The organism is Nonomuraea sp. NPDC048881, assembly GCF_040649795.1.
Classification (GTDB): domain Bacteria; phylum Actinomycetota; class Actinomycetes; order Streptosporangiales; family Streptosporangiaceae; genus Nonomuraea.
This window is the reverse complement of the sequence record NZ_JBEZGC010000005.1, coordinates 525,936-551,292: the sequence shown is the minus strand read 5'-3', so window position 1 is coordinate 551,292 and position 25,357 is coordinate 525,936. Positions and strand designations below refer to the sequence as shown.

Annotated in this window: 28 protein-coding genes and 1 tRNA gene; 14 read left to right on the top strand and 15 right to left on the bottom strand. The window is 70.1% G+C overall.

The features are described from left to right. Window positions 1–55: 55 nt before the first annotated feature. On the top strand, window positions 56–631 hold the full coding sequence (locus tag AB0C33_RS21375) for a sigma-70 family RNA polymerase sigma factor (RefSeq protein WP_358290519.1): 576 nt from the start codon (window positions 56–58) through the stop codon (window positions 629–631). Then, entirely contained in the window at window positions 628–1,488 is an 861-nt protein-coding gene (locus AB0C33_RS21370; protein ID WP_358290516.1) for a hypothetical protein, read from the top strand. Before AB0C33_RS21375 ends, AB0C33_RS21370 begins: the two co-directional genes overlap by 4 nt. Window positions 1,489–1,499: 11 nt before the next feature. On the opposite strand, the gene AB0C33_RS21365 is transcribed toward AB0C33_RS21370, so the two are convergent. Both AB0C33_RS21365 and AB0C33_RS21360 read right to left on the bottom strand, forming a co-directional pair. Further along, a complete protein-coding gene (locus tag AB0C33_RS21365) occupies window positions 1,500–2,051 on the bottom strand; it encodes a hypothetical protein (protein ID WP_358290513.1) in 552 nt (183 codons plus the stop codon). 30 nt (window positions 2,052–2,081) lie between these two features. Then, on the bottom strand, window positions 2,082–2,645 hold the full coding sequence (locus AB0C33_RS21360) for a hypothetical protein (protein ID WP_358290510.1): 564 nt from the start codon (window positions 2,643–2,645) through the stop codon (window positions 2,082–2,084). A 43-nt stretch (window positions 2,646–2,688) separates the two neighbouring features. On the opposite strand from AB0C33_RS21360, the gene AB0C33_RS21355 reads away from it, so the two are divergent. Together AB0C33_RS21355 and AB0C33_RS21350 are read left to right on the top strand one after the other, a co-directional pair. Further along, complete coding sequence (locus tag AB0C33_RS21355) at window positions 2,689–4,092, top strand: hypothetical protein (RefSeq protein ID WP_358290507.1); 1,404 nt, start codon at window positions 2,689–2,691, stop codon at window positions 4,090–4,092. Window positions 4,093–4,546: 454 nt separating this feature from the next. Continuing rightward, window positions 4,547–5,089, top strand: a complete 543-nt coding sequence (locus AB0C33_RS21350) for a hypothetical protein (protein ID WP_358290504.1) — start codon at window positions 4,547–4,549, stop codon at window positions 5,087–5,089. 90 nt (window positions 5,090–5,179) lie between these two features. Here AB0C33_RS21350 and AB0C33_RS21345 read toward each other — a convergent pair whose 3' ends face one another. The 3 genes from AB0C33_RS21345 to AB0C33_RS21335 form a co-directional block, all read right to left on the bottom strand. Further along, window positions 5,180–5,800: a TMEM175 family protein gene (locus AB0C33_RS21345; protein ID WP_358290501.1), complete on the bottom strand. Its 621-nt coding sequence runs from the start codon at window positions 5,798–5,800 to the stop codon at window positions 5,180–5,182. 472 nt (window positions 5,801–6,272) lie between these two features. Further along, window positions 6,273–6,346: transfer RNA gene (locus AB0C33_RS21340), tRNA-Pro, on the bottom strand. Window positions 6,347–6,410: 64 nt separating this feature from the next. Then, the gene (locus tag AB0C33_RS21335; RefSeq protein ID WP_358290773.1) at window positions 6,411–7,274 is read right to left on the bottom strand and encodes a metallophosphoesterase; all 864 of its coding nucleotides are present in this window, start codon (window positions 7,272–7,274) and stop codon (window positions 6,411–6,413) included. 89 nt (window positions 7,275–7,363) lie between these two features. Here AB0C33_RS21335 and AB0C33_RS21330 point away from each other — a divergent pair, with 89 nt between their 5' ends. Further along, on the top strand, window positions 7,364–7,819 hold the full coding sequence (locus AB0C33_RS21330) for a GatB/YqeY domain-containing protein (protein ID WP_352321362.1): 456 nt from the start codon (window positions 7,364–7,366) through the stop codon (window positions 7,817–7,819). 386 nt (window positions 7,820–8,205) lie between these two features. On the opposite strand, the gene AB0C33_RS21325 is transcribed toward AB0C33_RS21330, so the two are convergent. Continuing rightward, complete coding sequence (locus AB0C33_RS21325) at window positions 8,206–10,539, bottom strand: transglycosylase domain-containing protein (RefSeq protein ID WP_358290498.1); 2,334 nt, start codon at window positions 10,537–10,539, stop codon at window positions 8,206–8,208. 244 nt (window positions 10,540–10,783) lie between these two features. Between AB0C33_RS21325 and AB0C33_RS21320 the strand changes: the two genes are divergently transcribed. Continuing rightward, window positions 10,784–11,080: a WhiB family transcriptional regulator gene (locus tag AB0C33_RS21320; protein ID WP_090771382.1), complete on the top strand. Its 297-nt coding sequence runs from the start codon at window positions 10,784–10,786 to the stop codon at window positions 11,078–11,080. A gap of 53 nt (window positions 11,081–11,133) precedes the next feature. On the opposite strand, the gene AB0C33_RS21315 is transcribed toward AB0C33_RS21320, so the two are convergent. Both AB0C33_RS21315 and AB0C33_RS21310 read right to left on the bottom strand, forming a co-directional pair. Beyond that, window positions 11,134–12,261 (bottom strand): ArsA family ATPase, encoded by a 1,128-nt coding sequence (locus AB0C33_RS21315; protein WP_358290495.1) that lies wholly within the window; start codon window positions 12,259–12,261, stop codon window positions 11,134–11,136. Next, window positions 12,258–13,262, bottom strand: coding sequence for an ArsA-related P-loop ATPase (locus AB0C33_RS21310; RefSeq protein ID WP_358290492.1), 1,005 nt, complete (start codon window positions 13,260–13,262; stop codon window positions 12,258–12,260). Before AB0C33_RS21310 ends, AB0C33_RS21315 begins: the two co-directional genes overlap by 4 nt. Window positions 13,263–13,393: 131 nt before the next feature. On the opposite strand from AB0C33_RS21310, the gene AB0C33_RS21305 reads away from it, so the two are divergent. From AB0C33_RS21305 to AB0C33_RS21290, 4 genes are read left to right on the top strand one after another with little or no spacing between them, the layout of a single operon-like run. Next, window positions 13,394–13,549, top strand: a complete 156-nt coding sequence (locus tag AB0C33_RS21305) for a hypothetical protein (protein ID WP_352321370.1) — start codon at window positions 13,394–13,396, stop codon at window positions 13,547–13,549. Next, window positions 13,546–14,004 (top strand): RidA family protein, encoded by a 459-nt coding sequence (locus AB0C33_RS21300; RefSeq protein ID WP_358290489.1) that lies wholly within the window; start codon window positions 13,546–13,548, stop codon window positions 14,002–14,004. The genes AB0C33_RS21305 and AB0C33_RS21300 overlap by 4 nt, the downstream gene beginning before the upstream one ends. A 49-nt stretch (window positions 14,005–14,053) precedes the next feature. Next, a complete protein-coding gene (locus AB0C33_RS21295; protein WP_358290486.1) occupies window positions 14,054–14,872 on the top strand; it encodes an NUDIX hydrolase in 819 nt (272 codons plus the stop codon). Continuing rightward, on the top strand, window positions 14,869–15,657 hold the full coding sequence (locus AB0C33_RS21290) for an MBL fold metallo-hydrolase (protein WP_358290483.1): 789 nt from the start codon (window positions 14,869–14,871) through the stop codon (window positions 15,655–15,657). The genes AB0C33_RS21295 and AB0C33_RS21290 overlap by 4 nt, the downstream gene beginning before the upstream one ends. Here AB0C33_RS21290 and AB0C33_RS21285 read toward each other — a convergent pair. Both AB0C33_RS21285 and AB0C33_RS21280 read right to left on the bottom strand, forming a co-directional pair. Continuing rightward, window positions 15,639–16,319 carry a Crp/Fnr family transcriptional regulator gene (locus AB0C33_RS21285; RefSeq protein ID WP_125644033.1) on the bottom strand — a complete coding sequence of 227 codons (681 nt, stop codon included), beginning with the start codon at window positions 16,317–16,319 and terminating at the stop codon, window positions 15,639–15,641. The genes AB0C33_RS21290 and AB0C33_RS21285 overlap by 19 nt on opposite strands. Window positions 16,320–16,452: 133 nt before the next feature. Beyond that, a complete protein-coding gene (locus tag AB0C33_RS21280; protein WP_358290480.1) occupies window positions 16,453–16,881 on the bottom strand; it encodes a hypothetical protein in 429 nt (142 codons plus the stop codon). Between the two features lie 76 nt (window positions 16,882–16,957). Between AB0C33_RS21280 and nth the strand changes: the two genes are divergently transcribed. Then, window positions 16,958–17,680, top strand: a complete 723-nt coding sequence (nth, locus tag AB0C33_RS21275) for an endonuclease III (protein ID WP_358290477.1) — start codon at window positions 16,958–16,960, stop codon at window positions 17,678–17,680. 49 nt (window positions 17,681–17,729) lie between these two features. After that, window positions 17,730–18,395 (top strand): CoA pyrophosphatase, encoded by a 666-nt coding sequence (locus AB0C33_RS21270; protein WP_358290474.1) that lies wholly within the window; start codon window positions 17,730–17,732, stop codon window positions 18,393–18,395. A 26-nt stretch (window positions 18,396–18,421) separates the two neighbouring features. On the opposite strand, the gene AB0C33_RS21265 is transcribed toward AB0C33_RS21270, so the two are convergent. Further along, on the bottom strand, window positions 18,422–18,913 hold the full coding sequence (locus AB0C33_RS21265; protein WP_352321385.1) for a HEAT repeat domain-containing protein: 492 nt from the start codon (window positions 18,911–18,913) through the stop codon (window positions 18,422–18,424). Between the two features lie 103 nt (window positions 18,914–19,016). On the opposite strand from AB0C33_RS21265, the gene AB0C33_RS21260 reads away from it, so the two are divergent. Then, complete coding sequence (locus AB0C33_RS21260) at window positions 19,017–20,207, top strand: MarP family serine protease (RefSeq protein ID WP_358290471.1); 1,191 nt, start codon at window positions 19,017–19,019, stop codon at window positions 20,205–20,207. Here AB0C33_RS21260 and AB0C33_RS21255 read toward each other — a convergent pair. The 4 genes from AB0C33_RS21255 to acs all read right to left on the bottom strand — a co-directional run bounded on the left by AB0C33_RS21255 (window position 20,204) and on the right by acs (window position 24,170). Further along, window positions 20,204–20,647, bottom strand: coding sequence for a DUF309 domain-containing protein (locus AB0C33_RS21255; RefSeq protein ID WP_358290468.1), 444 nt, complete (start codon window positions 20,645–20,647; stop codon window positions 20,204–20,206). The genes AB0C33_RS21260 and AB0C33_RS21255 overlap by 4 nt on opposite strands. A 15-nt stretch (window positions 20,648–20,662) precedes the next feature. Continuing rightward, the gene (locus tag AB0C33_RS21250; RefSeq protein ID WP_358290465.1) at window positions 20,663–21,580 is read right to left on the bottom strand and encodes an alpha/beta hydrolase; all 918 of its coding nucleotides are present in this window, start codon (window positions 21,578–21,580) and stop codon (window positions 20,663–20,665) included. Next, window positions 21,570–22,010, bottom strand: coding sequence for a phage holin family protein (locus AB0C33_RS21245; RefSeq protein ID WP_352321392.1), 441 nt, complete (start codon window positions 22,008–22,010; stop codon window positions 21,570–21,572). Before AB0C33_RS21245 ends, AB0C33_RS21250 begins: the two co-directional genes overlap by 11 nt. 186 nt (window positions 22,011–22,196) lie before the next feature. After that, window positions 22,197–24,170 (bottom strand): acetate--CoA ligase, encoded by a 1,974-nt coding sequence (gene acs / locus AB0C33_RS21240; protein WP_358290462.1) that lies wholly within the window; start codon window positions 24,168–24,170, stop codon window positions 22,197–22,199. Window positions 24,171–24,562: 392 nt separating this feature from the next. Between acs and AB0C33_RS21235 the strand changes: the two genes are divergently transcribed. Then, window positions 24,563–25,342, top strand: coding sequence for an oxidoreductase (locus AB0C33_RS21235; protein WP_358290459.1), 780 nt, complete (start codon window positions 24,563–24,565; stop codon window positions 25,340–25,342). The last annotated feature ends 15 nt before the right edge of the window (window positions 25,343–25,357 follow it).

Sequence of the window (25,357 nt, the reverse complement as noted above, 5' to 3'; positions counted from 1 at the left end):
GGAACCATCCGGACACCTGCTTGTTGTGACATACCCCCAAGGAAGGGACGAGCGCGTGGGCCCACCGGACCCCCGGCAACGCTTCGAGGAGCTCTACACCGAGCACTACGCGACCGTCTCCGGCTACGTGCGGCGGCGCAGCGACGATCCTCACGACGTCGCCGACGTCATAGCCGAGACGTTCACGACCGCGTGGCGGCGCCTCGGCGAGGTGCCGCCCGGCGACCGCGCCCGGCTCTGGCTGTACGGCGTGGCCCGGCGCACCCTGGCCAACCACCGCCGCGGCGAGTCCCGCAGGGCGGCCCTCACCACGCGCCTGCGCGCCGAGCTCGCGGAATGGACCGGCCCGGCGGCGGATCCCGCGGCGGACCCGGTGGCGGACGCCGTGCCCGAGACCGCCCGCGCGGCCTTCATGCGGCTGTCCGCCGACGACCGCGAGGTGCTCTCGCTCGTCGCCTGGGAGGGGCTCGGCAACGCCGAGCTGGCGCAGGTGCTCGGCTGCTCGCGCCTCGCCGTCCGGCAGCGCCTGCACCGCGCGCGCAAGCGCCTGGCCGTCGAGCTCGCCGCCGACGACCCCGATCTCGCCCGGTACGGCCCGCGGGCCGTCCGTCTCGCCCAGGAGACCTCATGAACCCGCAGCTCGACGACATCGTCAGGCGGCTCGCCCCGCCCGCCGGGCCGGGGCTGACGCCCGGCGCCAGGGAGACGATGTTCAAGATCATGGACGCGGAGCCGGCTCCGTCCCTGCCCGCGCGCGGGAGGCGGCGCGCCCTGCTCGCGCTGCCGGCCGCGCTGGGCGCCCTCGCGGCGTCGCTGGCCGTCGTCGTCACCCTCGGGCCCGCCTCGGCCTCGGCCCTCGACGTCAAGGACGAGGGCGGCTACTTCGTCATCGAGGTCAAGGACATGTTCGCCAAGCCGGAGGCGTACCAGCAGCAGCTGCGCGACGCCGGGCTCGACATCAAGCTGCGGCTGTTGCCCTCCACGCCCAGCAACGTCGGCTCGGTCGCCCCGAGCACGGTGGAACCGGACGGGATCAAGGTGATCGACCGTCAGGAAGGCTGCGAGACGGCGGGCGGCTGCCCGATCAGCATCAAGGTCCGCCGGGACTTCAAGGGCTCGGCCGAGCTCGTCCTCGGCCGGAAGGCGCGTCCCGGCGAGGAATACCAGATCATCACCGGCTTCGACGTGCCCGGCGAGCCCATGCACTGCGCGCCGTACTACAACAGGCCCGTCAGCGAGGTGCGCACCCTGCTCAGGGACCGGGGGGTGGACATCCAGGCGTTCGACGTCCTCGGTCCCGCCTTCTGGACGAAGGAGGGCAAGGAGACCGAGCCGGTGACCAAGGCGTCGGTCCCGGAGTCCATGCACGTCGTCGGCGGCTACCTGACGATGGCCGGCAAGGCGGCAGTCCAGGTCAGCGACTCGGACCTGCCCGCCGACCTCGTGCGCACGCTGAAGGAGAAGGCCGGATGCCCGCCTGAGACGTGATCGTCATCGCGCTACCCGGAGCCGACCTTGTCGTCGGAGGCCGGCGGGACGGCGGAGAACTCCGGCCTGCCGGCCGCGCGATAGAGCACGACGACCAGGGCGACGATCACGATGAACCACCCGACGAGCAGGACGGGTGACAACTCGCTGTAGCCGTGACCGGCCAGCAGACCGGCCGTGCCCAGACCCGCCACCGCCCAGCGCAACACGTCCAGCAGGGGGACCTGTGAGCCGCCGCCCCCCGAGCGCATCCGGGTCATGAGCGCGTCCGCGATCAACCAGACGGTGACCAGGCCGCCGACCGTGGCGGCGGTGCCGATCACGTACCTGATCGGCTCGTACGTAGGCGTGCCGCCCGTGAAGACGGCCACCAGTGAGACGGGGATCATGCCGACCGCCCATGCTTGGGCCCTGGCGAAGGCGTCGCCCGGCCGCTGCAGACGCAGCAGCCCGTCGGCGCACAGTCCCCAGCCGACGGGGTCGAACAGCAGGTCGAGGCCGTTGAACCGGAGGGCGCCGAAGGTGATGACCAGCCCGGTGGCGATCTTCGTGACGGGACGCACGCGCAGTGCCCTTCTCGTGTGGGGCGGCGGTCAGAACTCGCCGCTCACCGCCTTGTTGCACGCCATCGTGGCCAGGCCGCGTTGCCAGGCGACGGGAACACGGTCCGTCCTCCCTGTCTTCTCCCACCAAGCCGGCGTCACATCCGACGAACCCGACCCCAGCCAGGTCCGGTAGGTGAATCGGATCGGCTGCGGCTCGTGCGGCACCGCCCCACAGTCGGTGATGACGATGCGCCGGCTCACCGTGCCGAATCCGTCGCCCTCAACAGTGATCTCGGCCGATTCGCCCAGCGATTTCTCGGGAGGGAGCAGGCGCAGGCCCGGTATGGACAGCGAGATATCCGTGATGGTGAATGGGGAAATCGCCTCGTTCTCAAGCTCGATCTCGGCCCTGGTGGACAGCACGCCATTGTCGTCCACCTGAGCCCCGACAAAGAAGTCGTCGATTAGCCAGTTGGTCTGCGGCGTTATCGCCCCCGCCCACGACAAACCCCCCGCCACACACGCCAGCACGAGACAACAGGACACCATGAGCGGCAATCGTCGCGTACGCGGGGCAACGCCGAATTGCTGCCATATATCCGCTGAACTCACGAGACGGAACCATATATCGTGGCGCCTTGTGACGATACCCCCGGTGATTTTCTGGGTGGCGGTGCTGGTCACCGTACTGGCCGCAGCCGTGCCCCTCAGTCAGGGGCGCCTCGACCGGTTCGCCGTCCTGACGGGCCTCACCGTCACCAGCGCCAATGGCCACCGGATCGTCGCCTATTTCGCCGGGCTGCGCCGGTGGCGGCTGGTGGCCGTGGTCCTCGCCGCCCCTGTGGCGGGGCTGACTGCGGATCCGTTCTATCTCGTCCTGGGCTGGTGCGCGGTTCCGGTTCTCGGTGTCGTACGGCCGCCGGCCGCTGACGCCCTTTATCGACGAGCTTGGCTGCTCGCCGTGTGCGGTTCCGCCGTGACAGGTTGCTACCTTCTGATATCGCGCGGATTCACCTCGACCCGGCTGGCCCATGCTGCCCTCGTGGTCGCGGTGGTGACGGTGATATCGCGCGGCGAGCGAAAGGCCCGGCCGGAAATCCCGGACCAGACGGAGTCGGCCATTCGCCAATGGTCTGTTCGCACCGGCTATTTGGCGGGAATCGCGACAGTGCTCGCCGGTGCGCTCATCGCGCCCCGGCAGGAGCCGGCGAGCGAACCGCAGCAGTACACGATGCCCCGGCAGTTCCCGGAGCAGCAGGCTTCCTTCCGGAAAATCGGCAAGGTGAAAGGACCCACCTGCCCATGGTCCGACCAGATGGACGACCCGTGCCGCTACTGGCTGGTGGACGGCGACCCGTTCCCGCAGGCCGCGCCATACGTCCTCATGAAGGGCGGGGCGCCGAGGGCGGCGCCGTTCGTGGTGAGCCCCGATCGGCGAACCGCCGTTTACCTGGACCGGACCTCGCGCCGCATGGTTCACGAACACGCGGGGAACCGGCATGATCTCAGCGGCCGGCTCGCCGACGCGGACGTGCCCGAGGTGAGCATCAGCGACCGCGGCCGGTACGTCGCCCTGACCAAGAACGGCACCCGCGTCATCGACACCGAGTCGTGGAACGAGATCACGCTTCCCGGCGCGCTCCAAGTGCTTGAGGTCAACTCCGCGGGCGTGGTGACCACGACGGATTCCCGCCTGGTGGCCCACGACCATCGCGGCAAGGAATTGCTGAACATCGCCATCCGCGACGTGCTACTGGACTCCCACACCGCCTTCCTCAAGCCGGACCGCAGCCGGCTCGTGGTCATCAGCGATTACGGCGAACTCGTCGAGACCTACGACCTCGCCACCCGCAAGCGCATCCACCGTGTGCGTCCCCGACTCCCAGGCGGGGATGCGATCGAAGCAGGCGAGGGCTGGTCGACCAAGGGCCCCTTCCAGGTTCTCCGGGAGAACGCGGGGGCGGGGGAGCGCAGAACCTTCTTCCTCGACCTGGCAACCGGCAAGACCCGGTACGTCAAGAACGGCCTGCCGGACGGCTACCAACCCGCGAACCAGTAGAAGAACCCGACACAGACCGTCCTGCCTGGCTCCCCTTCACCGCGGCACCCACCGAACTCGCCACCTCACCCGTGCAGTGAGCCCCCCGGCGCCGCGAGTGAGATCTGATCTGGCGATGTACGCGTAGGCAGGTGGTCACACCGAGTTCTCGGGCGGCGTCCTTCGCTTTGTTCACCATGGGGACGGCGGAAACCGCAAGGTCTATGTTGAAGGCGTGGAGCTCATAGAAGAACGTGAGTGGAATGCCGGCGCGCACGGCACCGAGAGTCCAGCGCGGCGAGGCGAATGCACGTGGGGAGCACCTTGCCCGACTCAGGCGACCCGAAGCGTCCTGGTGCGTGATGCCCGCGGAGAGAGTTGGTGGGCGGTGTGCGACCGGCACTTCGCTGACTCTCCGGTCTTTCGGTAGGCGTAACACCTCGACATGTAGGCCGGGAGTGGAAGGCAGAGCGGCATGAGGGACGCCGATGTGAAGCAGATTGCCGCGTTGCTGAGGGAGCGGAACGGTGTCGATGAGAAGATCGCAGCGACTATCCAGCGTCCCATGACCGCGGGCCATCTGGGCGAGTGGATCGCAGCGCAAGTCTTCGGAATCGGGTTGGAGACGTCCGCCGTGGCCGCCGCAGTCGATGGCCAATTCACGTCCGGTCCGTTGCGTGGCCGCACTGTCAATGTGAAGTGGTATCTCAAGCGCGAGGGACTACTGGACGTCACCGAGCGGACAGTGCTCGACTACTACCTCGTGCTGACGGGGCCTGCATCACCGGCGGCCTCGTCGCGAGGCGGCACTCGTCCTTGGTGTATCGAGTCGGTGTACTTGTTCGACTCCAAGCAGTTGCTGGCGGAGCTTCGTGCGCGCGGTGTCAAGATCGGAGCCGCCTCCAGCGTTCGAGCAGCGCAGTGGGCAGCAGCTGAGATTTACCCGAGCGCAAATAGCCCGGTACTTTCAGTAACCCCCGAGCAAGCAGACCTGTTGCGACTTTTCGCACTTCGATGAGGCTGCCTGACAGTGCGATCCTGCATGGCCAACGCTCTCGACAGGCCACCACCACCACCACCACCATCGTCGATGATGGCCTGCCGGGTGCTACGCAGCCTGTCGCCTGGGGCGCATGTCGAACATGTAGAAGATGAGCAGCAACACGTAGAACACGAGCGCGCCAATCGCGCTGAGCGCGCCGATGACGGTCGCGACGAGATAGAGCACCGGCCCCATGCCCCAGCGAAATCGCAGCGAGCGCGCCTCGGCCGGAGTGATGTGCCCGCCGAGGTGACGGTGCCCTGACGAGGCGTACCACCACACGGCGTTGTAGAAGATGCCGCCGATCACCAGCACGATTCCATAGAAGACGGCGGCCGTCTGGGTGTCGTGGTCGGCGTGCAGCGCCTCGGCCAGCACATGCGTGGGAAACGGCAGGAAGGCGACATCCATCAGGAGGAGCACGTTGAGGGCCAGCAGCAGGCCGTCAGTCCTCTGGATGAAGTGGAACATCCGATGGTGGTTCATCCAGATCATCCCCACCAGCAGGAACGTCACCATGTAGGCGAGGTAGGACGGCCACAGGCCGATCAGGGCGCCCCCGAGGTCCTCTTCCCAGCCTTCGGGCAGCCGGATCTCAAGCACCAGCAGGGTGATTGCGATGGCGAAAACGCCGTCGCTGAACGCCTCCAGGCGCCCGGTGCTCATCACGGAAGAGTCATCGCTCACGCCGCGTATCGTAGCGAGAGGACCAAGTCGCCCGATGACGGGCAGTTCGGTGAATTTCTACTGCTAGGCGGGACTCGGTGCCGTCTCGGCGGCACGGCGAGGCTGAACCTCGTAAGCACGCCGAAGAATCTCAACCTTGGCCATCCCGTGCGGCGCGGTCAAGCAATGCGAATCGGAACCGGCTGGACACCTCGCGAACTGCGTCACTCGTTCGTCTCCACCATGAGTGACCAGGCCGTCCCCATCGAGACCATCGCCGATCTCGCCGGGCACGCCGGCACCAGCGGTCACAGAAACGGTCTACCGGCAACAGCTCAAGCCGATGATCACCAAGGGAGCCCACACTGTGAACACGACCTTCGGTGACAAGCCAACGGGATGAGTCCGAACGAGATGGCTCCCATCGACTTCCGGAAACGGGAAAGGGCCTGACCCGCGTTGCGGATCAAGCCCTCTACCTGGTCAAACTGTGTCGGGGTGGCGGGATTTGAACCCACGACCTCTTCGTCCCGAACGAAGCGCGCTGCCAAGCTGCGCTACACCCCGGTGCACGCCCGTCTTGCGCGTGCTTGAGAAAGTCTAGCGGACTTCGCGGGTACTCGTGACCGCCTCAGCGTCGCGGAACCAGCGTGAGCAACGTCGCCTCCGGGAAGCACGCGAAACGGGCCGGTGCGTACGGCGAGGTGCCGAGGCCGGCGGACACGTGCAGCCAGGCGTTCTCGTGCCGGCTCAGGCCCTTCACGCGGGCACGGTCGATGCCGCAGTTGGTGACCAGGGCGCCGTAGAAGGGGACGCAGAGCTGGCCGCCGTGGGTGTGGCCGGCGAGCAGGAGCTGGTAGCCGTCTTCGGCGAAGCGGGTCATGTTGCGCGGCTCGGGGGAGTGCATGACGCCGAGGCGGAGGTCGGCGTCGGCGGGGGCCGGGCCGGCGACCAGGTCGTAACGGTCGCGGGAGATGTGGGAGTCGTGGATGCCCGCCACCGCGACGTCGAGGTCGCCGATCTTGACGCGGGCGGTGGTGTTGTTCATGTCCAGCCAGCCCTCGGCGGCCATGCCGGCGCCCAGTTCCTCCCACGGGAGGTTGGGGATGTGCTGGCGGCGGTCGTTCTTCGAGGTACGCCAGAGGTAGCGGGCCGGGTTCTTCGGCTGGGGGGCGTAGAGGTCGTTGGACCCGTAGACGAACAGACCAGGACGGGACAGCAGCGGCTCCAGGGCGTACAGGAGCGCGGGGACCGCTTCGGGGTGGGCGATCGAGTCGCCGGTGTTGACCACCAGGTCGGGCTCCAGGGCGCCCAGGGAGCGCACCCAGTTGATGAGCATCGTGCGCCTGGGGGTCAGGTGCAGGTCGGACAGGTGCAGCACGCGTACGGGACGCCGCCCGCGCTCCAGCACCGGCACGTCGAAGCGGCGCAGGCGGAACCAGTTGCGCTCCACGACTGAGGCGTAGCCCAGCCCGGCCAGGCCGAGACCGATCATGGACAGGGGCACTGCGACGGCTTTCCTCACGTACTCATGATGCCTGACAACGGGCACGAGCCGTCCCGGCAGACGGCAAGATGGACCGCATGAGCGCAATGAAGGACAAGCTGAAGGCCGATCTCACGGCCTCGATGAAGAGCCGGGACGAAGTCCGTCTCCGGACGATTCGCATGGCTCTGGCGGCCGTGAACGTCGAGGAGGTGGCGGGCAAGGCGGCCAGGGAGCTCAGCGATGACGAGGTCATCAAGGTGCTGACCAAGGAGGCCAAGAAGCGGCGCGAGGCCGCCGAGGCGTTCCAGAACGCCGGACGCACCGAGCAGGCCCAGGCCGAGCTGGACGAGCAGGCGGTGCTGGAGGAGTACCTGCCGGCGCAGCTCTCCGACGAGGAGCTGGCCCAGATCGTCGACGCGGCCGTGGCCGAGACCGGCGCGTCGGGGCCGCAGGCCATGGGGCAGGTCATGAAGGTGGTCAACCCCAAGGTCGCGGGCAGGGCCGAAGGCGGCCGCGTCGCCGCCGCCGTCCGCGCCCGCCTCACCGCCTGACCCCGGCCCCTCCCCCCACCGATCGCCACACTCGCGCCGCCTTCGCACGGGACGCCTTCGCGTGGGACGCCGCCCCCGCGACCCGAGCCTCGGGACACCGCCCTCGGGACACCGCCCTCGGGACACCAGCCTTGGGGGCGGTAGCGGCCCCACAGGACGACGGCAGTGGTCCGCGGTGGCGGCGCTCCGAGAGAGTGGCGCTGCCGGTTCGCCGGGCGGCCGCGGCGACCGGGCCGCGGCGTCTGGCTGAGGGGCGTTGTGGGAGGTGGTCGGGGACGACCGGCTGAGGGCGTCCCCACGAAGCCTCTGAAGGCGTTGTGCGAGGGGCTGGGCGGCCATAGAGGGGCAATCGGTGGCGAAGGCCGTTCGGGGCCGCCCAGTGTCTCTCAGCGGCGGGTTCGGGCCGCCGGGGCTGTGGGCCCGAGGTTGGCCTGGCCGCCGAGCCCGTCGCCGAGCCCCCCGCCGAGCCCTCCGCCGCCGAACCCGTTGCCCGGCCGCTGCCAGTCGCCCGGCCCGCGCCCGTCCCCGCCGCCGTCGCCACGGTCGTTGTGGTCGCCGAAGAAGTTGTCGAACGGATCGCCGTCCCCGGGCCCCTCGTCGCCGCCGCGCTTCTTCTTCTTGGGCTTCGGCGCGCACTTGTCGGAGCAGCCGCCGAACCGCGAGTGGTCCACCGGCGTGAACTCCACCGGCTCCACCCCCTTGAGCGCCTGCATCATCGCCTGCTTCCAGATGGGCCCGGAGATGGAGGCGCCGTACACGTACGGGAAGTACTGGCCCCCGATCGTGACCCCGATCAGCTTGTGGGTGGAGGCGCCGCGCGGGTCGCCGAGGCTCACGGCCGAGGACAGGTTCGGGGTGTAACCGGCGAACCAGGCGGACATGTAGTCGTCGGTCGTTCCGGTCTTGCCGGCCGCGTCACGACCGATGCCGCCCACGCCGCTCATCGTGCCCTTGGTGAACACGCCCGACAGGATGCCGCTGACCGCGTCGGCGACCTCCTCCTCCATGACCTGCGAGCACTTCGGCTTGTACTGCTTGGCGGCGCCGTTCCTGTCCTTGATCTCGGTGATGGCCAGCGGCTTGCAGTACTGGCCGCGCGAGGCGAACACGGCGTAGGAGTTGGCGATCGTCACGGGGTCGACCTCGTTGACGCCCAGCGTGAACGTCTCGACCTCGCGCAGCTTGCCGCCGTCGGCCCGCTTGACGCCGAGGCGCTTGGCGAGCTTGACGACCTTGCAGAGCCCGACCTCCTGCTCCAGCTTGAGGAAGAACGTGTTCACCGAGCCCCACGTGCCGGTCTGCAGGGTCTTGAAACCGCCGCCGCCCTCGCTGGAGTTGTGCGCGGTGTGCGAGGGGTCGCCGACGTTGTCGCCCTTGCAGTCCTTGAACGAGTTGTAGCCGCTCGCGGTGAACCCGGCCGGCGAGGGGAAGCCGTCGCCGTACTTCAGGCCCTCCTCCAGGGCGGTGGCCAGCGTGTACGCCTTGGCCGTCGAGCCCTGCTGCAACCCGCGCCCGCCGCCGTGCGCGGCGTCGGCGACGACGTTGTAGCTCATCTCGTTCTTCTTCTTGCTGCCGCCGAACTTGCGCGAGGCCGCCATCGCCTTGATCTCGCCGGTGCCGGGCACGACCATGGCCTGCGCGGCCACGGGCTTGTCCTTGGGGCTGACGTACTTCTTGATGGCCTTCTCGGCGGCCTTCTGCATCTTGGGGTCGAGCGTGGTCTTGATCGTCATGCCGCCGCGCTGGAGCAGCTTCCTGCGCTCGTCCTGGTTCTTGCCGAAGTCGTCGTTGTTGAGGATCTCGTACTGGACGTAGAGGCAGAAGTACGGGAACTTGCTGGCCTCGCAGCCGCCGGGGAACTTGACGTCCTTGTAGCCGAGCTTCTCGGCCTTGGCCGCGTCGGCCTCCGCCCGCGTGATCTTGTGGATCTCGGCCATCCGGTCGAGCACGGTGTTGCGGCGCATCAGCAGCCGTTCGCGCGACTCGGGGCCGACGTTGGGGTCGGTGCGGGCCGGGTTCTGGACGGCGCCGGCCAGCGTGGCGGCCTCCGACAGGTCGAGCTCGGAGGCGGGCTTGTCGAAGAAACGCCTGGCCGCGGCCTGGATGCCGTGCGCGCCCGCGCCGAAGTAGGCGATGTTGAGGTACTTCTCCAGGATCTGCTGCTTGCTGTACTTGCGCTCGATCGCCATGGCGTACCGCAGCTCCTGGAGCTTGCGGGACATCGTCGGGGCGATGGCCGCCTGCTGCTCCTCCGGCGTCTCGGCCTTGTTGACCAGCACCTGCTTGACGTACTGCTGGGTGATCGAGGAGCCGCCCTGCATGACGCCGCCGCCGGTGAGGTTCTTCACCAGGGCGCGGGCGGTGCCCTCGACGTCGATCGGGCCGTGCTCGAAGAAGCGGAAGTCCTCGATCGCGATCAGCGCGGTCTGCATGATGGGCGCGACCTTGTCGAGGGTCACGGACTGCCGGTTCTCGTAGTAGAACTGGGCGATCTGCTTGCCGTTGGCGTCGACCAGCTTCGTGCGTTCCGGCAGCGGGGGTTCGTCGAGTTCCCTGGGCTTGAGTTCGAGTCCGTCCATGGCGGTCTTGGCCGACACGCCCGCCCCGCCGACCGCCGGCAGCGCCACCGCCGCCGCCAGCACACCCGCCGCCGTCCCGGCGATGATCAGACGCAGGACGCTGAGGAGCGGGTGGGAGCGGTCTTTGCCCTTCGCTTGCACGCTCCCAAGGGTACGTCGAAACACTGTCCTTATCGGTAACACGACACCATTTCGCCTTGACTGGGAGGGGTGACTAGTCATTCCCGGTCAACAGTCCGGCGAGAAATTGGTCCTCTGGGGTCTGTCGGCCCGAACGTGAAGTTGCGTACGTTCATCCTCTGCGGCAACTGAATACGGAGGCTCGGCGCCCGCGCCCGTCGGCCCCAAATGACGACTGACCACCTAAGGGGAGTGGGGTCGAAAAATGTGGATCACGGATTGGACCTCCCGTGCCGCCTGTAAGGGTGCGGACCCGGACGCGCTGTTCGTCCAGGGCGCCGCACAGAACAGGGCGAAGCTGATCTGTCGAGGATGCCCGGTCCGTACCGAATGCCTCGCCGATGCGCTGGACAACCGCATCGAGTTCGGGGTGTGGGGCGGTATGACCGAACGCGAACGCCGTGCGCTGCTCAGGCGCCGGCCCGACGTGGACTCGTGGCGCGACCTGCTCGAGTCCGCGAAGGAAGAGTACGAACGGACCAATGAGCTGATCGCGGGCTGATCTGGCCCGCGGCGGGAGAGCACGGCCGGCGCCGCCCGTCGGCCGTGCTTTCTCTACGCGCTCGCCAACAGGTTCCCGATCTGCCGCAGTCCGGCTAGATCGTGGACATCTCCGGACATCGCACGTACCTGTGCCACGGGCACCGTGGGATGAGCCGAGACGAAATGCTCCTGCTCGCGGCTCTCGCGAGTGGCGAGTTGCATCCGGCCGGTGTGCAGCCGCAGCACAGCGGCCGTCAACTCGTGTTCGCCCTTCGACTCCAGGTCCTCGGCCGCGGCGGCGCTGCGTGCCGCCGAGAGCGCCGAGCCGGGCGAGACGTGCACCCGGTTCACCACGAGCCCGGCGAGGGGCATGCGCTCCTCGGCGAGCCGTTCCACGAAGTACGACGCCTCCCTCATCGCGTCGCGCTCCGGCGCGGCCACCACGAGGAAGGCCGTGCCCGGCGCCTGCAACAGCTGGTACGTCATCTCGGCCCGCTGCCTGAACCCGCCGAACACGGCGTCCAGGGCGGACACGAACGTCTGCAGGTCCTTGATCACCTGTGCGCCGAGCAGCTTGGTCATCGCTCCGGCCATCAACCCGAACCCGGCGTTGAGCAGCCGGAACGCGCTGCGTCCGCCCGCCTTGGCGGGGGCGGTGAGCAGCCGGATGAACCGCCCGTCGAGGAAGCGGCCGAGCCGCTCCGGCGCGTCCAGGAAGTCCAGCGCCGACCGCGAGGGCGGCGTGTCCACGATGATCAGGTCCCACTCGTCGGAGCGGCGGAGCTGGCCGAGCTTCTCCATCGCCATGTACTCCTGCGTGCCCGAGAAGCTGGAGGACAGCGACTGGTAGAAGGGGTTCGACAGGATCTGGCGGGCCCGCTCGGGGTCGGCGTGCGCCTCGATGATCTCGTCGAACGTGCGCTTCATGTCGAGCATCATGGCGAAGAGCTGGCCGCCGCCCTCGGGCGAGCTGACCAGGCGCGGGGTGTTGTCCAGCTCGGTCAGGCCCATTGACTGGGCCAGGCGGCGCGCCGGGTCGACGGTCAGCACCACCGCGCACCGGCCGCGTTCGGCGGCGCGCAGGCCGAGGGCCGCGGCGGTCGTGGTCTTGCCGACGCCGCCGGAGCCGCAGCAGACGATGATCCGGGTGCCCTTGTCGTCGAGGATCGCGTCGACGTCGAGGGGGATGGGCTTCTTCACGCTGCTCCCCGGTGGGTGCGGAGGACTTCGGCCAGCTCGTACAGGCCGGCCAGGTCGACGCCGTCGGCCAGCAGCGGCAGCTCGACGCGCGGCAGGCCGGCCTCGGCCAGCGACTCGCGCTCGGCGTGTTCCAGCTCGGTGCGGCGGGCGTGCTCGACGACCTCCTCGGCGAGCGCCTCGGCCATCGCGGCGGCGTCGGAGGTGTCGGCGAGACCGGCCGCCTTGAGCCCGAGCGCCAGCTCGCCCACGTCGAATCGGCCCTTGACAGCCATGTCAAGAGCGGCCGGTGGAAGCAGTGATTCACGGACCATGTTGATGAAAACGCAACCTGCGGGAAGCCCGGCCGAGCGCAATTCGGCGACCCCGTCGAGGGTCTCCTGCACCGGCATCTCCTCCAGGAGGGTGACGAAGTGCACCATCGTCTCCCTGGACTTCACGACGCCGTTCACGAGTTCCGAGTGATTCTTGATCGGTCCGACCTTGGCCAGGCCGGCGACCTCCTGGGTGACGTTCAGGAAGCGCGTGATGCGGCCGGTGGGCGGCGCGTCGAGGACGACGGCGTCATAGACCCGGCGCCCGTTCTTGCCCCGCCTGCGCACGGCCTCGGTCGTCTTGCCGGTGACCAGGACGTCGCGGAACCCGGGGGCCACGGTGGTGGCGAAGTCGACGATGCCCATCTTGGTCAGCGCGCGTCCGGCTCTGCGCATGCCGTAGAACATCTCCATGTATTCGAGCATGGCCTCTTCGGGATCGATGGCCAGCGCGTACACGTCGCCGCCGGAGGGCGCGACGGCGATCTTGCGCTCCTCGTAGGGCAGCGGCGGCAGGTCGAAGATCTGGGCGATGCCCTGCCTGCCCTCCACCTCGACGAGCAGCACCTTGCGCCCGCCCGCGGCCAGTGCGAGGGCGAGGGCGGCGGCGACGGTCGTCTTGCCGGTGCCGCCCTTGCCGGTGACGACGTGCAGCCGCACGTCGCCCCAATCCGTGTCCGGAGAGTCCACGTTTCGAGGCTACCGAACGGTTACTTGTCGAAACCCGACGGCCACCGTTTGATTGCTCACATTGTGGTCACCGCCCCCCGTATGGGTGGGGTGACAGGCCGGGAAGCGGCTTTCCATGAGATCGTCATGCCATGAAGAAATGGGAGTACCTCACCGCTCCGGTGCTGATCCACAACACGAAGATGATCCTCGACAACTTCGGGTCCGACGGCTGGGAGCTCGTCCAGATCGTCCAGGGCGCCTCGCCCGAGCAGCTCGTCGCCTACTTCAAGCGGGAGAAGGCGTGAGCCCCGAGGAGCGGATCGCCGAGCTCGGGTACGAGCTGCCCCAGCCGGTGACGCCGCTGGCCGCGTACGTGCCGACCGTCCGTACCGGTGACCTCGTCTACACCTCCGGCCAGGTGCCCATGCTGGAGGGCAAGCTGCACCAGACCGGCAAGCTCGGCGTCGACCTCGGCGTCGACGAGGGCAAGGCGCAGGCGCGCATCTGCGTGCTCAACGCGCTGGCCGCGCTGAAGGCCGAGCTGGGCGAGCTGTCCCGGGTGCGGCGGATCGTCAAGGTCGTGGTCTTCGTGGCCAGCGCGCCGAGCTTCACCGAGCAGCCCCAGGTGGCCAACGGCGCCAGCGACTTCCTGGCCGAGGTGTTCGGCGAGGCGGGCAAGCACGCCCGCAGCGCCGTGGGCGTGGCCGCGCTGCCGCTGGACGCCCCCGTGGAAGTGGAGCTGATCGCGGAGGTCTCCTGACCATCAGGATGTGTCACCATGACCGAGTGATGTTCTAGTAGGAGGTCAGGTGGCCGGTCTTCCCCTTCCCGACGAGCTCGCCGCGCGAGCCAGAGAGATCATCGCCGGGCGGCTCGCCCCCGTCCCGGCGCGCGACGCCGCCACGGTGGTGATCCTGCGCGGCTCGGGCCCGCGCGGCGGGCCCGAGGTCTACCTGCTCCGGCGGAAGTCCACGATGGCCTTCGCGGCGGGCGCCTACGTCTTCCCCGGCGGCTCCGTCGATCCCCGCGACACCGACCAGGCGGTGGCCTGGGCCGGGCCGTCCCCCAAGGAGTGGGGCGAGGTCTTCCACGCCAGTGAGAACGTCGCGCGCGGGCTGGTGTGCGCGGCCGTGCGGGAGACGTTCGAGGAGTCCGGCGTGCTGCTGGCGGGGCCGGGGCCGGACAGCGTGGTCGAGGACACCACGGGCGACGACTGGGAGGCCGACCGGCTGGCGCTGATCGACCGGAGTCTGGCCTTCGCCGACTTCCTGGCCAAGCGGGGCCTGGTGCTGCGGTCCGACCTGCTCAAGCCGTGGGCCCACTGGATCACGCCGGAGATCGAGCAGCGCAGGTTCGACACCCGGTTCTTCGTGGCGGTGCTGCCCGAGGGCCAGCGCACGCGCGACGTCGGGGGCGAGGCCGACCACGTGGTGTGGCGGCGGCCGGCCGAGGCGATCGAGCTGTGGCGCGCGGGGGAGATCTTCCTGATGCCGCCCACCTCCCACACGCTCACCGAGCTGGCCGGGCACGACAGCGTGGCGTCCGTGCTGGCCGAGGAGCGGCGGATCACCGCGATCCTGCCGGCGGCCGTGGAGGTCGAGGGGGAGATGAGGTTGATGACGCCGTGAGCGGCCTGCACATCCCGCTCGGCACGCCCGACGGCTCCCGTACCGAGCACGCCGAGAACCTGCTGGCGCCCAACCCGTCCGCGATGACGCTCGACGGCACCAACACCTGGGTCATCGGCACCCGCGACGCGGTCGTGGTCGATCCCGGGCCCGACGACGAGGCGCACCTGCTGCGCGTACGCGACCATCTGGGCGAGCGGCGGGTCACCCAGATCCTGCTCACGCACGGCCACGCCGACCACAGCGGCGGCGCGAAACGATTCGCCGAGCTGGTCGACGCTCCCGTACGCGCCCTCGACCCGCGCCACCGGCTCGGCGACGAAGGGCTAGGCGACGGCGACGTGATCACGGTCGACGGCCTGGAGCTGCACGTCTACGCCACGCCCGGCCACTCGTTCGACTCGCTGTGCTTCTGGCTGCCCCAGGACCGGGCCATGCTGACCGGCGACACCGTACTCGGCCGGGGCACCACGATCATCGCCCAGGACGGCGGCCTCGGCGACTACCTGCGCAGCCTCGACCGGCTGCGGGCGGCGGCCGAGGGCCTGGGGGCGCGGGCGCTGCTGCCCGGCCACGGCCCGGTGCTGCCCGACCCGATCGCGGCCCTCGACGGCTACATCGCCCACCGGCGGCAGCGGCTCGACCAGATCAGGGCGGCGCAGGCGCGGGGCGCGCGCACGCCGCGGGAGGTCGTCGAGATCGTGTACGCCGACGTCGACAGGTCGCTCTGGCCCGCCGCGGAGGTCTCCGTGCGGGCCCAGCTCGACTACCTGGAACGGTTGTAGAGCCGGTCCATGTCGAGGATGACCACGGCCTTGGCCTCGATGCGCAGCCAGCCGCGCTGGGCGAAGTCGGCCAGGGCCTTGTTCACCGTCTCGCGCGAGGCCCCGACGAGCTGGGCCAGCTCCTCCTGGGTGAGGTCGTGGTGCACGCGCATGCCGTCGTCGGTCTTGGTGCCGAACCGCTCGGCCAGGTCGAGGAGCTGCTTGGCGACCCGGCCGGGCACGTCGGTGAAGACCAGGTCGGCCAGCACGTCGTTGGTGCGGCGCAGCCGCTGGGCCAGCGCGCGCAGCAGGTGCAGCGCCACCTCGGGGCGGCCGGTCAGCCACGGGCGCAGGTCGTCGTGGCCCAGCCCGGCCAGGCGCACGTCGGTCAGCGCCGTCGCCGTGGCGGTGCGCGGACGCGGGTCGAACAGCGACAGCTCACCGAACATCTCGCTCGGGCCGAGCACGCTCAGCAGGTTCTCGCGGCCGTCGGGCGAGGTGCGGGAAAGCTTGATCTTGCCTTCGAGCACGACGTAGAGCCGGTCGCCGGTCTCGTTCTCGTGGAAGAGGGTCTGTCCCTTGGACAGCTGGACCTCGGTGATGCTCGTCCGCAGCGCCGCGGCGCTCTCGCGGTCGAGCGCGGCGAACAGGGGGGCCTTGCCCAGCACATCTTCGGTGTTCACTCTGCCTCCTCTGCTGCCATTGTGACTCACCCCACTCCGGGCGGCACACACAGGCTATGGGAATGCCCGGGTTAGCCCGGGATTGCCCTGTTGTGTTGCGCACTGAAGTGTATGAACAAATCGGGTGACCTGCTTACTTCCGCAGGAGGTCGTCCACGGAGGCGACCGCCGTCGCCATCGTGTGGCCCAGCAGGACGCGTACGACATGGGCCGCCGAAGGGCGGCCGGCCGGCTCCGGACGGCGGCACCGCTCGACGATCCCGCGCAGCGGCTGCGGCAGCGCGCCGGACCCGCTCGCGAACCTCACCAGCTCGGCCCAGTCCCGCACGTCGGCGGCCTGGCCGCCGCGGCCGGGCGAGCCCTGCACGCCCACCAGCACCTGGCCGCGCGTGCCGAGCGCGACGTTGTCCGGAGTGAGCCGCAGGCCGGTCACGCCATGGGCGTGCATCCTGGCCATGGCCGCCGCGCTGCCCAGCGCCAGCCGGTGCAGCGCCGCGCCGCGCAACGGTCCGCCCGCGCGGACGAACTCGGTCAGTGACTCGCCCTTGTGCCGATCGCCCATGGTCGCCGCCCTCCAAGCCGCCAGGTTGTACGCGAACGCGGCGTAGAAGGTTCAACCGTTCCCATAGTCTTGCGGCATGGCCACGAACGCGGCGGGGCGCAAGCCGGAGACCCAGCTCGCCCTGGTACGGCGGGCACGCAAGATGAACCGCATCCTCGCCGAGACCTACCCCGACGCCCACTGTGAGCTCGACTTCCGCAACCCGCTGGAGCTCCTGGTCGCCACCATCCTGTCGGCCCAGTGCACCGACAAGCGGGTGAACATGGTGACCCCCACCCTGTTCGCCAAATACCCCACCGTCGAGGACTACGCCGCCGCCGACCGCGCCGAGATGGAAGACATCATCCGCTCGACCGGCTTCTTCCGCGCGAAGACCAACAGCATCATCGGCATGGCCCAGGCCGTGTGCGAGCGTTACCGCGGCGAGGTGCCCGGCCGGCTCAAAGACCTGGTCACCCTGCCCGGCGTGGGCCGCAAGACCGCGAACGTGGTGCTCGGCAACGCGTTCGGCGTGCCGGGGCTGACCGTCGACACGCACTTCCAGCGGCTCGTGCGCCGCTTCGGCTGGACCGAGGAGACCGACCCCGTCAAGATCGAGCACATCGTGGCCGAGCTGCTGCCCCGCCGCGAGTGGACGATCTTCTCCCACCGGGTGATCTGGCACGGCCGCCGCATCTGCCACGCCCGCCGCCCGGCCTGCGGCGTGTGCCCGCTGGCGAGCCTGTGCCCCTCCTTCGGCACCGGGCCCACCGGCGAGGCGGAGGCCGAGAAGCTGGTCAGGCCCGGCCCCTTCTCCTGATCCCCGAGCCGCGGGAAGTGATCGAGGCCGTGCCGTGTTGGAGGTTGGCGTGACAGAAGTGCCCGACTGGCTCGAACGGCTGGCGGCGCAGGCCGCGCGCATCACGGTCCCCCGATACCTGCGTCCCCCGGCCGACGGCGGGCGCCTGGCCGCGGTGCTGATGTTGTTCGGCGAGGGCCCGCTCGGCCCCGACGTGCTGCTCATCCAGCGCAGCTCACGCGGGCGCAGGCACGCGGGCCAGCCCGCCTTCCCCGGCGGCGGCGTCGATCCCGGCGACGGCGGCCCGGTCGGCGCGGCCCTGCGCGAGGCGGAGGAGGAGACCGGCGTCGATCCGCGCGGCGTCCGCGTGCTCGGCACGATGCCCGAGCTCTACCTCGACCACAGTGACAACCGGGTCACCCCGGTGTTCGGCTGGTGGCACACGCCGTCCGCCGTGCACGCGGCCTCGCCCGACGAGGTGGAGTCCGTGGAGCGGGTGCCGGTCGCGGAGCTGGTCGATCCGGGCAACCGGGTCATGCTGCGGCATCCCAGCGGGCTCGCCGGCCCCGCCTTCCGCGTGCGGGGCATGCTGGTGTGGGGGTTCACCGCGATGGTGCTCGACGTCGTGCTGCGCGAGGGCGGCCTCGAACGCCCCTGGGACCAGGCACGGCTGGAGGACCTGCCGGCCGAGGTCGTCCGGCTGGGCCTGCGCGAGCGGACCACTCCGGCGCCCTGACGCAGGACGCCGGGGTCATTCTGGGGTCATTCCGGGGCTCTGAGCGAGACGCCCAGGGAGGCCCAGTCGGCCACGTCGGCGTCGTCGTCGGCGGCCAGGGTGCGCAGCATCTCCAGGCCGGCCCGGTCGGGCGGATCGCCGAGCACGTGCTGCAGCGCGTACGCCGCCCCGTACCGCACCCTCGCGTCGCCGTGACAGGCCAGGTCGATCACCGAAGGCAGCGAGCGGGGGTCGGCCAGGTGGCCGAAGGCGATCAGCACCGAGTACAGGACCATGGCGTCGTCCTCGCTGGCGGCCAGGTAGCGCAGCACCGGCAGCGTACGGTCCACGAACGGCCGCAACATGCCCATGATGTCCACCCCGAGCAGGCGCTCGGCCACGTTGTCCGCAGCGCACAGGCGGCGTGCCTCGATGAACGACTCCAGGTCGGCCCGCTGGCGCAGCTGACAGATCACGTGCCAGCGCAGCGGGCCGTCCGGATCGGTGTCGCTGAGAGCGGCCTGGATGAGATCGCGCACTGTTCCCTCGGCCGGCGGCATACCGCTCAAGATAGCCAGGCGGGTGACGCCGTCCTGGCGGAAGACGTGCACACTTGACCGTATCGCTGGTTACCTTTGAAGCGTGCGCGGTGATCTGCTTGACCTCATATTGATCGGCCTCGTGATCGCCTTCGGCGTATCCGGCTACCGACAGGGCTTCATCATCGGCGCGATGAGCTTCGTGGGGTTCGTGGGCGGCGCCGTGCTCGGCATCTTCATCGCTCCGCCGGTCGCCAAGGCCGTCGTCGACGGCGACACCCCGCAGGCGCTGCTCGCGATCGTGATCGTCTTCCTGGCCGCCACGATCGGCCAGTTCGCCTCCTCCACGGTCGGCGCGGTCGTGCGCAGCCACGTGACGTGGGAGCCGGCCAAGATGGCCGACGCGGTGGGCGGCACGTTCGCCAGCGCGCTGTCCGTGCTGGTGATCGCCTGGCTGATCGGGTCGCTGATCGTCTCCACGACGTTCACCCCGCTGGTCGACCAGGTCAAGAACTCCGCGCTGCTGACCACCGTCGACGACGCGATCCCGCAGGCCGCGCGCAACTGGCAGCAGCCGTTCAAGAAGTTCGTCGACCGGTCGGAGTTCCCGCCCGTCTTCGACGCGATCGGCGCCGACACGCTGATCGACGTGCCGCCGCCCGCGCAGAGCATCCTCCAGGGCGCCAAGCTGGGCCGGGCCCAGCGGGCCATCGTCAAGGTGCAGGGCAACGCCGAGAGCTGCAACAAGCACATCGAGGGCACCGGCTTCGTCTACGCCGACGGCCGGATCATGACGAACGCCCACGTCGTCGCCGGCGTCACCCGCGACCTTGAGGTCATCGACTACAAGAACGTGCGCCACCCGGCCAAGGTCGTGCGCTACAACCCCCAGCGCGACATCGCGATCCTCCACGTGCCCGGCCTCGACCTGCCGCAGCTCAGCTTCGAGGCCGACGGCAAGCGCGGCGCCAACGCGATCATCGCCGGCTTCCCCAGGGGCAAGGGCTTCACCGCCGAGCCGGCCCGCATCGGCGGCCGCCTCGACGCCGAGGGCCCCGACATCTACCACGGCAGCAACGTCCGGCGGAAGGTCTACGCGATCCGCGGCAAGGTGCTGCCGGGCAACTCCGGCGGCCCGCTGCTCACCGTCGACGGCCGCGTCTACGGCGTGATCTTCGCCGCCGCGGTCAGCGAGAAGGACACCGGTTACGTGCTGACCGCCGAGGAGGTCGCGCCCGACGCCGGCCAGGGCAGGAACGACACCACCGCGGCCAGCACCCAGGAGTGCGACTAGCCGGGCAGCTCGCCCAGGACGAGGGCGATCGCCTCGACGGGGTCGCTGTCCTGGGTCAGGCCGGTGACCGCCCTGCCGACGGCGTCGTAGTCGCCGCCGTACGCCTGCGCCCTGGCCGCGCCGCGGCTGAACAGGGTGACCGCGCCGCGGCCGTTGCCGCGCTGGAGGTGCGTCAGGCCGACGCAGATCTGCGCGAGCCCCTGCCACAGCTCGCGCTCCTCCTCGGGCGCGCACTTCCAGCGGCCCTCGAAGACCTCGTGCGCGTTGAACGGCAGCCCCTCGGCCAGGAAGCGCCGCGCGTCGGCGAGCGCCTGGTCGGCGGTGGGGGCGTAGTCGTCGGGGACCCGGTCGACGCCGGGCGAGCCGTAGGGGAGCGGCCTGCCGTACGCGTCGCGTGGCCTGGCGTTGCGCGGCTTGCCCTGGGGGTCGCGGTCTCTCATCGCTCGCGGGGCTTCCTATCGGTCGGGCTCGGGGTCGGCCAGCCAGCCGAGCAGCTCGGTGTCGAACACGTCGGGGATCTCTTCGTGGGGGAAATGGCCCGCGCCCTCGAACAGCCGCCAGCGGTAGGGGGCGGCGACGTACCGGCTGGAGCCCTGGGCGGTGCGGGGCAGCACGCACGGGTCGAGCGCGCCGTGCAGGTGCAGCGTCGGCGCCTCGATCTCGGTACGCATGACCCTGGCGTAGCGGCGGCCGTCGGGCCGGAGCTGCGAACGGCCGAACCAGCGGTGGTACTCCAGCGCCGAGTGGGCCACGGCGGGGATCCGGAACGCCTCCCGGTAGGTGCGCGCGGTCTCGGCGTCGGGCCAGCCGGGCGCCGACCAGCCCGCCAGGATCCGGCCGACCAGGGCGGCGTCGTGCCGGGTGAGCCGGCGTTCGGGCAGCAGCGGGAGCTGGTAGCCGAGCGCGTGCCGGCCGGCCCTGAACTGGGCGGGGTCGGTCACCAGCGCGTTGCGCAGCCGCAGCGGGTGCGGCGCCGAGACCACGACCAGCCGGCGCACGCACTTGGGGTCGAGCACGGCCATCGTCCAGGCCAGCAGGCCGCCCCAGTCGTGCCCGACGACGACCGCGCCGGTCTCGCCCAGCGCGCGGATCAGCCCGGTGGCGTCGGCGGCCAGGGTGGGCAGGTCGTAGCCGCGCGGCGGCTTGTCGCTGCCGCCGTAGCCGCGCAGGTCGGCGGCGACCGCCCGGAAACCGGCCCGGGCGAGGGAGGTGAGCTGGTTGCGCCAGGTCCACCAGAACTGCGGGAACCCGTGCAGCAGCAGGACCAGCGGCCCCTCACCGGCCTCCACGACGTGGAAGCGGGTGCCGCCGGCGTGCACGGCCCGGTGTGTCCACGGGCCGTCGATCTGGACGACCGACTCGTCAGGTGCCATCACGACTCACCGGCTGGCCCTCGGGACTGGGCACGGGAAGCGGCTGCTCCTCCGGCGTCGCGATCTCCTTGAGGCCCTTGATCGACCTGGCGGTGCGCTTCATCCCGGCCAGGCCCTTCAGCCTGCGCACGCCGACCAGCACCAGCAGGCCCGCGGCCACCAGGTAGAAGACGGTCACGATGAGGAAGGCCAGCCAGTTGGGCAGCCACTGGGCCAGCACGTACGCGATGGTGAACGAGGCCAGGATCAGGCACAGGTGCGCCATGAACGCGGCGGCGGCGAACAGGCCCGCGGCCATGCCCACCCGCTTGGCGTCGAACTTGAACTCGGCCTTGGCCAGCTCGATCTCGGAGCGGACGAGGTCGGAGATATGGCTGCTGGCCTGGGCGACCAGCGAGCCCAGGGATTCTTCCTCGGGAGTCTGCGGCATGAACGTCTCCTATCGAGGCCTGGTGGCCGTGTCAAACATCCCGTACGGACGGCTGGGCGCCACCGAACACGCCGAGGACGCTGCTACTCACAGAACTACCCGATCGCCCACGATAACGCCGTCCGGTGGAGACGGCTGAGGCGCATGCCCGGTTCGGGCATGCGCCTCAGCTGACCTGCGGCCTGATCAGTCCTCGGACTTGGCCGCGGGCAGCTTCTCGGAGATGAGGTTCATCACCGTGCTGTCGGCCAGCGTGGTGACGTCGCCGATGCTGCGGTTCTCGGCCACGTCGCGCAGGAGGCGGCGCATGATCTTGCCGGAGCGGGTCTTCGGCAGCTCGGGCACGACCAGGATCTGCCGCGGCTTGGCGATCGGGCCGAGCGTCTTGGCCACGTGGTCACGCAGCTCTGCGGCGATGTCGTCGCTCTCCTCGGCGCTGCCGCGCAGGATCACGAACGACACGATGGCCTGGCCGGTCACCGGGTCGGTGGCGCCGACCACGGCCGCCTCGGCGACCTTGGGGTGGCTGACCAGCGCGCTCTCCACCTCGGTGGTGGAGATGTTGTGGCCGGAGACGAGCATGACGTCGTCGACGCGGCCGAGCAGCCACAGGTCGCCGTCCTCGTCCTTCTTCGCGCCGTCGCCGGGGAAGTACATGCCCTCGAAACGCGACCAGTACGTGTCGATGTAGCGCTGGTCGTCGCCCCAGATCGTGCGGAGCATGGCGGGCCACGGCTCGCGCACCACGAGGAAGCCGCCGCCGCCGTTCGGCACGCTGTTGCCCTGGTCGTCGACCACGTCGGCGTTGATGCCCGGCAGCGGCCGCATCGCCGCGCCCGGCTTGGCCGAGGTGACGCCCGGCAGCGGGCTGATCATGATCGCGCCGGTCTCCGTCTGCCACCAGGTGTCCACGACCGGGCAGCGGTCGTGGCCGATGTTCTCCCGGTACCAGACGTAGGCCTCGGGGTTGATCGGCTCGCCGACCGAGCCCAGGACGCGCAGGCTGGACATGTCGAACTTGGCGGGGATGTCGTCGCCCCACTTCATGAACGTCCGGATCGCCGTGGGGGCGGTGTAGAGGATCGTGACCTTGTACTTCTGCACGATCTCCCAGAACCGGCCGCGGTGCGGGGTGTCCGGGGTGCCCTCGTAGATGACGCTGGTCGCGCCGTTGGCGAGGGGGCCGTAGACGATGTAGGAGTGGCCGGTGACCCAGCCGATGTCGGCCGTGCACCAGTAGATGTCGGTCTCGGGCTTGAGGTCGAAGACCGCGTGGTGCGTCCAGGCCGTCTGGGTGAGGTAGCCGCCGGTCGTGTGCAGGATGCCCTTGGGCTTACCGGTGGTGCCGCTGGTGTAGAGGATGTACAGCGGGTCCTCGGCGTCGTGGGGCTCGGCGGTGTGCTGGTCGCTCTGGCGCTCGACCAGGTCGTGCCACCACACGTCCTTCTCGCCCACCGCGACGTCCTGGCCGGTACGCCGTACGACGAGCACGTTCTCCACCTGCGGGCACTCGGCGACGGCCTCGTCCACGGTGGGCTTGAGGGCGCTCGGCTTGCCGCGGCGGTAGCCGCCGTCGGCCGTGATCACGAGCTTGGCGTCGGCGTCGTCGATGCGGCTCTTGAGCGCGCCGGCGGAGAAGCCGCCGAACACCACCGAGTGGATCGCGCCGATGCGGGCGCAGGCCAGCATCGCGATCGGCAGCTCGGGGATCATCGGCATGTAGATGGCCACCCGGTCGCCCTTGCCCACGCCGAGCTCCTGCAGGGCGTTGGCGGCCTTGCTGACCTCGGTCTTGAGGTCGTTGTAGGTGAGCGTGCGGCTGTCGCCCTCGGGCTCGCCCTCCCAGTGGTAGGCGACCTTGTCGCCGCGTCCCTCCTCGACGTGCCGGTCGACGCAGTTGTAGGCGACGTTGAGCTCGCCGCCGACGAACCACTTGGCGAACGGCGCGTTCCACTCCAGCGTCGTGTCCCACCGCCTGGCCCAGGTCAGCCGCTCGGCCGCGCGCTCCCAGAAGGCGAGACGGTCGGCGTCGGCCTCGGCGTAGGCGGCGGCGGTCACGTTCGCGGCCGCGGCCAGCTCAGCCGGTGGTGCGAACCGGCGGTTCTCCTGCAGCAGGTTGGACAGCGCCTGGGTCTCGTTGCCAGGGGTCTCCGGGGCCACTTCGTGCTCCTTCTATGGCCAGGTGGGATAGGTCGGCTCCCACTTCACCAGCTCACGGCCTCCCCACACAAGAGGTCTAGACAGGTCTGTACCGATTCGCGTGGGTGGCCGCATGATTATCAGCTCGCATGACAAACGCAATTGAACTGTTGTCATCCTGAAATCAGGAGAATATGCGGTTCGGCGTGGCGGGAAAAAGCGGGGGTCGCCGTAGCGCCTAATCCGGCGGCGGTCCGGTCCATGGCGGGGGCGGCGTAGGACTTATGTCGCGCTCCCGCGGCGCCTTGTGCGGCGGTGGAGCGGTGTCCGGCGGAGCCCTGCGTGGGTGCCTTTTCCGGCGGCGGTGTGGCCCATGGCAGGGCACGGTGTACCCGCCGGTAAGGTCGGTTTCCGTGAGTGACCCATTGGCCGTCATCGCGCGGTTCCCAGGCGTGTCCGAGGCGGTTGACGAGGCGCGGCAGGCCGTCGACCGGCTCTATCGGCATCGCGTCCTGCGCCGGGCGAGCCCGGCGGTGTCCACCGAGTCGTCCCTGCGCGGCGCGCGGGCCTCGGCCGCGATCGAGGGCGCCGACGTGCCGCTGGACGCGCTGCGCCGCGACGAGGTGCACGACCCGCTGGTCCAGGGGGCGCTGCGGGCGTCCGCGGAGATGGGCCGGCTCGGCGCCACCTGGCGGAAGGCCCCGAGGCAGGTGCTGGCCCGCCTGCACACCGTCGCCGCCGCGGGGCTCGCCGACCAGCCCGCATTGGGACGTCCCCGTACGGACGACTCCGCCCCCGACCCGCTCGGGCTCGGCCCCGCGCCGGGGGCCGCGGAGACCGCGACGCGGATGGAGGCCCTGCTCCGGCTGCTGGAGGGCGCGGGCAAGGCGCCCGCGATCGTGCTGGCCGCCGTGGTGCACGCCGAGCTGGCGGTGCTGCGTCCGTTCGGTACGTGCGACGGCGTCGTGGCGCGCTCCGCGGAGCGGCTGACCCTGGTCGAGTACGGGCTCGACCCGAAATCGCTGGTCGTCGTGGAGATCGGGCACCTGGAGCTGCCGTACGCGGAGGCGCTGCGGGCGTACCTGACCGGGACTCCGGAGGGCGTCGGCCAGTGGGTACAACACTGTGCCTCGGCGGTAAGCCTGGGGGTACGGGAGACGACCGCGATCTGCGAAGCGATGCAGCGGGGCTGACGGACGGGCTGGTCA